The 9,933-nt window shown below is 52.1% G+C and carries 5 protein-coding genes; 1 reads left to right on the top strand and 4 read right to left on the bottom strand.

Translation table 11 applies throughout. The annotated features are described in order from the left end of the window. From AACZ40_RS15765 to AACZ40_RS15755, 3 genes are all read right to left on the bottom strand, one after another. The coding region (locus AACZ40_RS15765; protein ID WP_339674960.1) for a DUF1549 domain-containing protein at positions 1-2,143 on the bottom strand (2,143 nt) is incomplete at its 3' end. A gap of 625 nt (positions 2,144-2,768) precedes the next feature. Beyond that, positions 2,769-5,732, bottom strand: a complete 2,964-nt coding sequence (locus AACZ40_RS15760) for a M56 family metallopeptidase (RefSeq protein ID WP_291171056.1) — start codon at positions 5,730-5,732, stop codon at positions 2,769-2,771. Between the two features lie 5 nt (positions 5,733-5,737). Continuing rightward, complete coding sequence (locus AACZ40_RS15755) at positions 5,738-6,148, bottom strand: BlaI/MecI/CopY family transcriptional regulator (protein WP_291171054.1); 411 nt, start codon at positions 6,146-6,148, stop codon at positions 5,738-5,740. Positions 6,149-6,570: 422 nt separating this feature from the next. On the opposite strand from AACZ40_RS15755, the gene AACZ40_RS15750 reads away from it, so the two are divergent. Beyond that, entirely contained in the window at positions 6,571-8,412 is a 1,842-nt protein-coding gene (locus tag AACZ40_RS15750; RefSeq protein WP_291171052.1) for a hypothetical protein, read from the top strand. 18 nt (positions 8,413-8,430) lie between these two features. On the opposite strand, the gene AACZ40_RS15745 is transcribed toward AACZ40_RS15750, so the two are convergent. Further along, on the bottom strand, positions 8,431-9,795 hold the full coding sequence (locus AACZ40_RS15745) for a hypothetical protein (protein WP_291171049.1): 1,365 nt from the start codon (positions 9,793-9,795) through the stop codon (positions 8,431-8,433). Positions 9,796-9,933: the final 138 nt, after the last annotated feature.

The raw sequence follows: 9,933 nt of genomic DNA, 5'->3' as shown, positions 1-9,933 counted from the left end.
TGGTGAGTGGGTTCTGTGACTGGCTTAACCAGTTCGCCAGTTCCAGTCGACCACTCTGCTGCGGACTGACAGGCGGTGGATCCTGCAGCGAAGCAATCGTCAGAAATCCGCGATCCACCTTATCACCCAACTGATGAATATTTCCCCGGCGGGCAATCCGGTAGTCCGCCGGATCGGGCTGCTCACCCACGGCCAGCGCCATCGGTGCTGGCCGCGGTGCGTTCTCTTTTAAATTCGCCAGCTCTGATTTGAGTGATTTCACACTCGCCTGCAGTTCCTTGATTCGGTTCTGCTGCGCGGCATGGTCCGGTTTTGCTTCGTCTTTTTTCGCGAGCTTCACATCCTGGTTCGGGAGTTTAAACTGTGGCAGGAACTGAACCGCATCGACAACCACGTAACCGGAAGTCCCTTTGTTCGAGATTTCTACATGGCCCGCTTTCCCCGCTGCAAACTCAAAACTGCCCAGTGAAGTGAAAATACCGTCAATTGGCCCCTGCTTCGTCTGATCCACGTAGACAGTCTGCATTCCCTGTTCTGACTGAATGTTTACAGGCACCTTACTCGCACGGCCGCCACTGCCCGGAAACGCAAACCGGACTTCATACTTACCGGCGGCGGGCAGATCGGGAGTGAAGCGAATCGTTTTCTTCCCCTGCTCCTCATTCATATCATGTACGTAACCGACGCCCAGGTAATTTTTCGAATAAGCAGACTCTTTCCAGGCACCCGTTTTCGTTGCCTCTGCATCATCGACGACAATTCCCACCAGTTCTTTCAGACGCATCTGCTGACTGGTATCTCCCTGCAGTTTCTCTAACGCGTCGGAATCTGTCTTCAGTTTCGCTTCCAGCGTTTTCAGATCCGTTTCATATTTTTTCAGAGCCGCGGCATGCTCCGGCTTGATCGGCAGCGGACGCGTCATCCAGCCGGAAACGAACTGGTTGTTCAAGCGGTTGCCGTGCACGGTTTCCGTACTGCGAAAGATCCCGGCGAGTGCGTAATAATCGGTCATCGGAATCGGATCGAACTTGTGATCGTGGCAGCGGGCGCAACCCAGGGTCATTCCCATGAAAGCTCGCCCGGTCACATCAATCTGTTCATCGACGACATCCATGCGGAGCTTTTCTTTGTCCCGCTCACTCAGCATCTTGGCCCCCATGACCAGGAAGCCGGTCGCGACGATATTCTGCGTCCGCTCTTCATCATTTTCAAACGGCAGCAGGTCGCCGGCAATCTGTTCGCGGATAAACTCGGTATAAGGTTTATCTTGATTAAACGCCTGAATCACATAATCACGGTACCGCCAGGCATTGTAGAACGTCAGGTTGATATCCAGGCCGTTCGAATCGGCATACCGCGCCAGGTCCAGCCAGTGGCGGCCCCACGTTTCACCATACTGAGGCGTCTCCAGCAGGCGATCGATCAGATGCTCGTACGCCTGGGGAGAAGGATCATTCACAAACTGCTGAATCTGTTTCGGCGTGGGAGGCAGGCCGGTCAGATCAAAATAAACGCGACGCACCAGCGTCTGGCGATCCGCGGCTTGAACCGGCGTCATCTGTTTCTGTTCCAGCTTCGACAAAATGAACCGATCAATGTCGTTACGCGGCCAGTCGCTTTGTTTCACTTCCGGAACATCCGGCTTTGTCAGCGGACGGAACGACCAGAACTCACGTTCCTTCTCAAAATCAATCGCCAGCTCTGATTTCTTCTGGGGACTCGTCTTGACTTGCCCTTCGCGCGGATCGGGTGCCCCCATCTGAATCCACTTGCGAAAGTCAGCGATGACGTTTGCCGGCAGTTTTTCATCTGGAGGCATTGCGTAAAATTCAGGATCATGTTCAATCGCCTGCAGCAGCAGACTCGACTTGAGATTGCCCGGCACAACCGCTTTCCCGGAATCGCCGCCCATACGTATTCCAGCCCGCGTATCCAAAACGAACGAGGCATTTTCCGGATCGGGTTCCCCGGCGTGACAGTCGTAACAATGTTCCACCAGCACGGGTCGAATTTTGTTCTCGAAGAATTCGATCCCGGCCTGCTTCTGCTGCAATTCGGTTTGTGGATCTTCCGCGTGTGCTCTCTGATTGACGACACAGACAACGGCAATACTCAGGCAGGACAGATACAGGAAAGGACGCAAAGCAGTTCTCCTTCTCGAAGCTTTCAGATGAACGCACTCAATCTGCTTAGGGAAGCTCACACTCTGGGAAAGAAATCAGGCGGGAGGGAATCAGTAACCACTGATCAGGCCTGAATTTCAATCATCGTCCAGTATAACGCATCAACGCCCATCCATGAACTAAATAAACACAATTTCCACACAGTTTTACCCAGTTCTCACGCAGAACTTACCAGATCAGTACGAAACGCAGGCGAAAGACTTTTATTAACGAAATAAAGAAATCCCGTACCTGCTGGATCACACAAGTTTTCACGAATCAGCGGCAATAAAACAGGTAGGACAGACCAGCCAAAAACCTACCACGGGTGAGCCAGAATGTAATGCGGGCCGAGCGCAGCGAGCAGGAGAACGCAGCTCACGCCATCGTTTTACAATAGAGCATCCGACCTCTTCGATAATAAGTGAGCTTAAGGCACACGTACTCTCCACACCGTCTGCACTGACACATCCTGTTGCCTCCGGCGATACCGGATTACATCCGGTATCGCCCGCTTTTTCTGCAGCACATCTACGTAATTTTTTCCTGGTAGCAATAAAAGAGCAAATACGAACACTTCTGGCTGCTGGATTTTCAGACCCTTAATCAGTTTTTTTTCGGCAGGATCTGTAACCGCACCGATTGAATACGTTCCAGAGGTACATCTTTCGATGTGGCGCTCACTTCCCCCCAGCTGGATCTACAATTAAACGCACCTTGTCCCCCATTGATTTTGGAACCGGGAGTCAGAATATATTCCAACCGATGTTCCAAATCAATTGCCGCGAAATAATGCCACTCCACCGTTGATTTACTCTCGACGCCTCGCTGCTCCTGCGGACGTTCCATCAATTCATACCCCAGCTGATTGCAGCTACAGCCTGAATACACTTTACCAGGCAGACTTTTAAAATGAACACGCAATGGACTGAACAGCTCAGAGGTAAACTGGCGTGCTTCGCCATCGATAGCGAAATCAATCTCAGGCAATGTCTGTGCTAATTCACTGGTACGAGTTGGCAGTTGCAGCTTCTCAAAATAAATCGTTTCCGTCGTCACGTACGGTCGCATTTCGAAGTGGTCAATCTCATCCAGAGGCAGCATGATCCGTATTGGCATACTTCCCATTCCGGCAGAAAACCAGCCCCCCTCCTTCAGATTCCGTTTGCGACCCTCTTTCGTCACAACCCATAGCGAAAACTTCAGCTGACTGTTCCCCGTGATGTCAAACATCACTTCGGAAGTATTGCCTGGGCTTTGAGGCTCCCCATAAAATCCATCGCGAGAACTCCAGCCAACATGATTCCCGGCGATCAGATGGGTGATTTTCAGGTTAAGTCCCTGCTCAGAAATCGTAGCCCCAGTCTGAGCCGGTATTTTGGAACGGAAGGAATCCTCTTGAAAATTATAAACTTTCAGGATCAGATCAACAGTCGCAGGCAGCTTGTCCCAAAGTGAAAACAGATGAAAGTTTTTCTCATTGGGCCAGGTGAACCCTGCGCCATCCTGAAATGTTCGCAGCGGGATTTTCGTCTGTGAATCGAGAACATTGATCTCTTCAATCTCAAACATTGAAGCAACTGGTTCAGACAGTTCAATGATCGCATGATCCATGAATGCCGCATTGGAAATGCTCGGCAATGCGGTTGGCAGCTCCGAAATGGACTCTCCTTTTCCGTTTTCAAGACTGAAACGACCGTTCGCATCACAACGGGCGATTCCACCAACCTGGTATGTATTGCCTCCGGTTTGCAGTTGCAGTGTATCCGTTCCCCTCGCTTTGCGGAGCAGATTGGACTCAGCAGCAGTCCGCGAGAAATTCCGGGGCTGTGACCAGGTCTTCCAGACCAGGACATCGGGCAAAACGCCATTCGTAGCCTGCGATTCAAACCAGCCCAGATTATCATTCTCTATCGAATAGCCTGAAGGATGGCCCAGTGTTGTGATCCGATACACTGTATCATAGACGGGCAGTTTGATATTGCCGTCTGCATCGGTCAGCAGGTCCACATACTTCAGCTTCAAGCTGGGATCCAGTGAGTGATTCTGAACACGATTGCATTCAATTTCCAGCTGCGGAATTTCCAAACCCTGCATCGGAGCACCATTACCAGCCTGGTATTTCTGCGTGAGCACAACTGGCGCATTGGCCAGTGCCGCATTCAGCAATGCGGTGGAACGTTTGAGATCACCGTGCCTGCGATACCAGGTCCCCAGCAGCTGCTGTGCATAAAAGAAATTCGGGCGTTCCTGCAGAATTGCTTTCAGTGCTTCACGCGTTTCTGGTTGATCAAAGATCTTTTTGTCACTCTTTGTACTGAAATAAGACTGGGCAATTTCATTGCATTTTTTGACAGCTTCAGTCTCTTCGGCATCTATCTGAAAATCAAGATTCATCCATACACCCGAGGACGCCAGATTTGTTTCACTGACTGGCAACTGTTGCGGACGCATTCCAGGTAACATCAGAACTGCCAGAAGCAAAACCACACACAAAGCGGAAAAACGCAGGCGGTCGACTCTTAACAGAGAACGATCCATCAATCTGCGAATCCGTCTCGCCACGGGATGCTCACGATGCACAAAGCCCAGCACAAGAGGTTCCACCAGCCTGACAGACTGGCGACTTGCGGCATCAATCAGTGTTTCACAATACCGCTCTGGATTTGCCAGGCCATGAGTCAGCAGCAGATCATCACAGCAGTCTTCGCGCGTCTGCCGCAGCGATTTTTTCAACCACCACATTCCCGGATGAAACCACCAGACCAGGCTCAATACTGTCTCGAACCAGCCCATCAGTAAATCACGTCGGCGGATGTGAGCCAGTTCGTGCGCCAATACAATCGCCCGCTGATCCGGGTGTAAAGACTCTACCAGAAGTCGGGGAAACAAAATGCTCGGCCGGAAAACACCGATTGCAAATGGCGCATCGGTTTCATCAGAAATACGCAACGCCGGGATTTTTTTCATATTTAACTGTGTGGAAAGACGGACCATTTCAGCATGTAGTTCGCCAGTATTCAGGATATCACCTGATCGCACGATCCGTAAAATAGCTCGATAGCGGCGGACTAAGAAAACCCCGCAGACCAGCATTCCGCAGGCATAAACAGACATCAGCAACAGCGACCAAGGAAACTCGGCAGCGGTTTCCGATGCCTCAACCACCGTGGGAACTGTTGCACTGTCACTCCTCGATACGGGATCAACTGAACTCCCTGCAGTGGGGGAAATTCGATTTGAAGGACTCGCTTCAGAAGCAACGCTGGTGACAGAAGACGTCTTTTCCGCAACAGAAATCTGCGGCGGATCACTGACAACAGTGTTACGAATTGTCGAGTAATATTTCGCAGATTGAGTAATCAAGCCTGTGGACAGATCCAGAAACGGAGGCACCGCAAATTTCAACAGCACGATCAGCAGCAGCGCATAGCGGAAGGGGGCACTGGTAAAACGCTTCGTCACCTGTAAGAGCAGGAATACGATCCCGGCTACTACCGCTGCCTGCCAACTGGCATGCAGAAACCAGTTGCTCCAGTCTCCGGCTGCCTGGTTGAGAACTTCTTGCATCGGCTCTATTCCTTTTTCTTGCGTTTCGTATCGGGAGACCGCATTTCATCCAGCAGTTGCTGCAGTTGCTGAATCTCTTCTTCAGAAGGTTTACGCGTTTCAAAAAAAGAAGCCATAAAGGAAAGCGTATCTCCGCCGAACACACTCTGAAACAAATCATTCATCAGATGCCGACAGGCTCGCACCGATTCGGGAGTCGTGCGAAAGACAAACGCCTTCCCCTTGTCTCCCTTCCGCCGCGTGACCAGCTTACGGGACTCGAGTCGTTTCAATAGCGTCATCACTGACGAGGGTTCCAGCTTCCGCGTCGGCGTCAGTTCTTCACTGATCTCTTTGACGGTTGCCTCACCCAGTCGATTCAGACAGGCCAGGACATCACGTTCCGCATCCGGAATTTTAGCTTTGTGTTGGTTCATACCCCCATTAATAACGACATTTGTCTTTTTGTCAATTAAATTATCACGACATTTGTCTTTTTTCTTTTGCCGGTGGTAAACTTCGCCTATAAAACAGAGTCTGCGCGTCAACCGTGGGTGGGCTCGAATGCAATTCGGGCCGAGCGCAGCGAGCAGGAGGTCGCAGCTCACGCTATCGTTTTGCCATAGAGCAGCCAACTTATTCGATAACAAGTGAGCTTGAGGCACACGTACTCTCCACGCAGTCTGCACTGCCACCTCCTGTTGCCTCCGGCAATACCGGATTACATCCGGTACCATCCAAGTTCTCCCCAGCATATCAAACCGGAAACTTTTGTATCTTTTCGTACCGACTCTGTTAGAAGAAAACGGAAGACAGATTTCGTTTTGAAACCATCGCCGTCCGCGTTACACTGACTGACATGATTTCATTGATTATCACACTCCTGTTCTACAGTATTGCGGGGCTGATTGTCTTTCGCCGCGTGCCGGCAGCGGCGCGTCTGCTTACCTGGGGCAGTCTGCCGATTGCCTGGGTTTCGCTGCTGGGAATCAGTGGTCTACTGCAGACACTGCTCGGGCTGTCGTCGTTGATTCCCTTGCTCCTGCTGTTTGCTGGGATGTTGTATTACCTCTTTCGCATGCAGACTGTGGAGAAATTACCTGTCTCGCTTCCTTCACCGGTACTCTGGATCCTTCTATTAACAGTGCTCGCCGAATGCGGCGTTTCCGTACTGGTTCACACGCGCGTTCCGTGGGGGAGCTGGGACCCGATGTTTACCTGGATCATGCGGGCCCGCTTCCTTGTCGATGGCGGCGCGATGTGGACGCAGGGCTTCAGCAATGACCTGGCCCTGCTCCACCCCGATTACCCGCCGTTGTTCTCCTGGGCGCTGGTTCCGCTCTGGAGCCTGGATGGCAGCAGTTCCTCACTGGCGGTCGCCGCCCTCACCATCCCCTGCTTCAGCGGCTTCACTCTCATTCTCACCGGCTGGTGGGAGGCACTCGAAAGAAAATCTTCTCTGTGGGCTGCCTTCACACTGGCTGTCATCCTCAGCACTCCCTTTCTGATCTACCTGCACGCCGTCAAATCACTCGACTTCATGCTCGCCTATGCGATTCTCGCTTCGCTCGCCTGGTATCACTACGCGGCCACTCATCCACAGCGACTGGCATGGTCCTGTTTCGGCTTCGTGGTGGCCTGGTCGACCCTGGTCAAAAATGAGGGTCAGCTCTGGATGCTCGCCTGCTTGGTTTCCCTGATTCTGATCAAACTCAGCCATGCTTTCCTGCAACCACCTGACATTGAAGCACCACCTGAATCGAATGCTTCAATGCTGCCTTCCCTGCTCAAAGGAGCTGCGATTCCGCTTGTGTTTCTGATCTGGTTCAAAGCCAGCCTCGCACCACCCAATGATTTAATCGAACCACAGCGGGCCTTTGAAATCAGTCAGGTCATCCAGCCCGAAGTCTTTATGAATCCCTATGGGTTGCTGATCCGCCTTGATCAGGTGGAATCTCCCGAATGGCATCAGGTTATCTGGAGCCAGTTGTGGAACGTACTGCTTGACTGGAAAACCGAGGCGATTCTGCTCTGGTCGATCGCAGTGCTGTTTCTGGTTAATTTTTTCTGGCGTCAGCATCGGCTGCCGCGTTTACTGGTAGCGGTGGGGTTTCAGCTGGGCGGTTATTACGCCGTCTATCTGCTGACTCCGTACAATCCGTACTGGCATGTTTCGACCTCCATGAATCGCCTGCTGCTGCACATCGCTCCGGCGGCACTCTGTCTGCTTGGCTTTGCACTTTGTTGCACTTCGAACGTTTCCAAATCAGCTGCACCGCGTTCGCAACCCAAGCGTCTGGGAATACTCTTGAGCCTGTCTTTACTCGGGCCGCTGTTCTGCCTGTATCAGATTCAGACCAACGCCTTTCCCTGGGATTTCCCCCAAGAATCCATGGCTGAAGCTGGTCAGCTGAAAGAACTGAAGTTCCCGCGCGTCTCCCAGGCAACATTTATCACAGACCAATTCGAACCGGCGACTCTGTACCGCATGCAGTTTGCCGCGCTGCCCACCGTGCTGCTCGTTGATCGGCGTGCGCCCGTGCTGATCGCCCGATTTCCGACGGAACAGGAACTGAAAGATTATTGTGCCGCCAATGACTGGGAGCTCAAAGCGCATCAGGGAGGACTGGGCTGGGCCGAGTCTGCCAATCCTCAAGGCCCGCTGCCCCATATGGATCGCCTGCGGGAACAAATCAGATAGAAACAGTAGTGCAGACCGTTATTTCTGCTGCTGATTCAGCGGATTGGTTTCCAGAATGATCTCGTTGATGCCGGTCTGGTTGAAGCCTTTGAATCCTTCTTCGCGCTGCAGTATTTCCAGATGCGAACCAATGGCGCCCTGAAGTCGAAAGCGGTCGGCTGCTTCTTCATTGATTGAGCCCTCTTTCAGCAGTGACTCAATCCGAGATTCCTCAACAGGCCAGACTTCTCCCGCGGTAAACGCCTGCTTGAGATGAGGCAGATCCGTAAAGGGCTTCATTGTCTTGACGGCATTTTTCTCAGCCAGTTGTTCCCGGGCGGCGTCAAAGTCGAACTGGCATTCCAGGTGATGCATGCCCGCCTGCAGAAAGGCTTCTCCATGCAGGCGACACCAGAGCCCCACCGTTCCCAGTTGTTTCAATGCGGGCAGTGGTTCATGCGCGAAGTCCTGCGAGACTTCTTCCGGCGACAGATCCACATCGGCAAAGATCACGATCCGCGCGGCTGGCTGTTCCAGTACCTGTGCGCCCCAACCGGCTTCCCGGCCTGCATAAAAACGTTCCCTTAATTCGAACCCCAGCAGTTCCAGTACGGAAATCAGCCGCGCGAAATGTTTGCGACTGGAACGATAGGTATGATGATCGTGATTCGCCCACCCCATGCCCATGGAATCCTGACGTGCCTTCTGAATCCGCGCTACACCATTCCGCTGCTGCCAGTATGCGCGTTCGGCTGCAAAGAACAGATCACAGGTCCGGTCGACTCCCAGATCGTCGATAGCCGCTTTGATCAGAGTTTCCGCTTCCGCAAAGCCGGCAAGCTCATCGTCGAAATGGCGTCTGCGTAATTGAAACGCTTCGGCGTGTTTCCACAAATGTTGCACATCAGCTTCAGGGACTTCTGCTGCGAAAATCGGCGCACCATGTCGCTCGATCACATGCAGTTCGAGTCCATTTTCTGCGATCACAACACGCTGACGGACTGCGGCACCGATTTCACCCGTGATGGGCAGTTCCAGCTTACATTGATGAATGGTTAAAAAGTCCGCCACCGATTCCACGCGAACAAACAGACGCTCCACTTCTGCATCACTGGCCTGGATCGCGGGAAACATCGCATCGGGATGCTGATACAGGGGAGTTTTCGCCCCTTCCAGAACAACATATCCCAATTCAACCAGTTGCTGCTGCAACGCATCGGACCAGTTCAGTTCCAGATGGTCTACCCAGTCAGACAACCGTGTTCCGGTTTTGAACTGCAGTTGATCGGCAAATTCCTGAATCAATGCGGAACGTTTGCAGAACCCGGTAATCCGTTGATGTAAAAAAGCAGCCGTTTCCGGAAACCGTTTCCAGTCATATGCTGTAAGTTGTTCACTGACCATAGCTTAATTCCTTTACGCACTCATTGTTTCAAGCCACTCTGAAGAGTCAAGTTGCTATTCTTCTCTTATTACGCTAAACGGAGTAAAAACAGAAAGTCAATCAGAAAAGTTCTTTTGAACGTATATAATCACAGTGAG

The sequence above is a fragment of the uncultured Gimesia sp. genome, assembly GCF_963972345.1.
Lineage (GTDB): Bacteria > Planctomycetota > Planctomycetia > Planctomycetales > Planctomycetaceae > Gimesia.
Note: the sequence above shows the minus strand (reverse complement) of the source record. Positions and strands in the feature narration are given on the sequence as shown.

Bases quoted from the DNA above. Each gene is read 5' to 3' on its own strand.
- AACZ40_RS15760 (WP_291171056.1), bottom strand. From the start codon at position 5,732: ATGCAAGAAGTTCTCAACCAGGCAGCCGGAGACTGGAGCAACTGGTTT.
- AACZ40_RS15750 (WP_291171052.1), top strand. From the start codon at position 6,571: ATGATTTCATTGATTATCACACTCCTGTTCTACAGTATTGCGGGGCTG.
- AACZ40_RS15755 (WP_291171054.1), bottom strand. From the start codon at position 6,148: ATGAACCAACACAAAGCTAAAATTCCGGATGCGGAACGTGATGTCCTG.
- AACZ40_RS15745 (WP_291171049.1), bottom strand. From the start codon at position 9,795: ATGGTCAGTGAACAACTTACAGCATATGACTGGAAACGGTTTCCGGAA.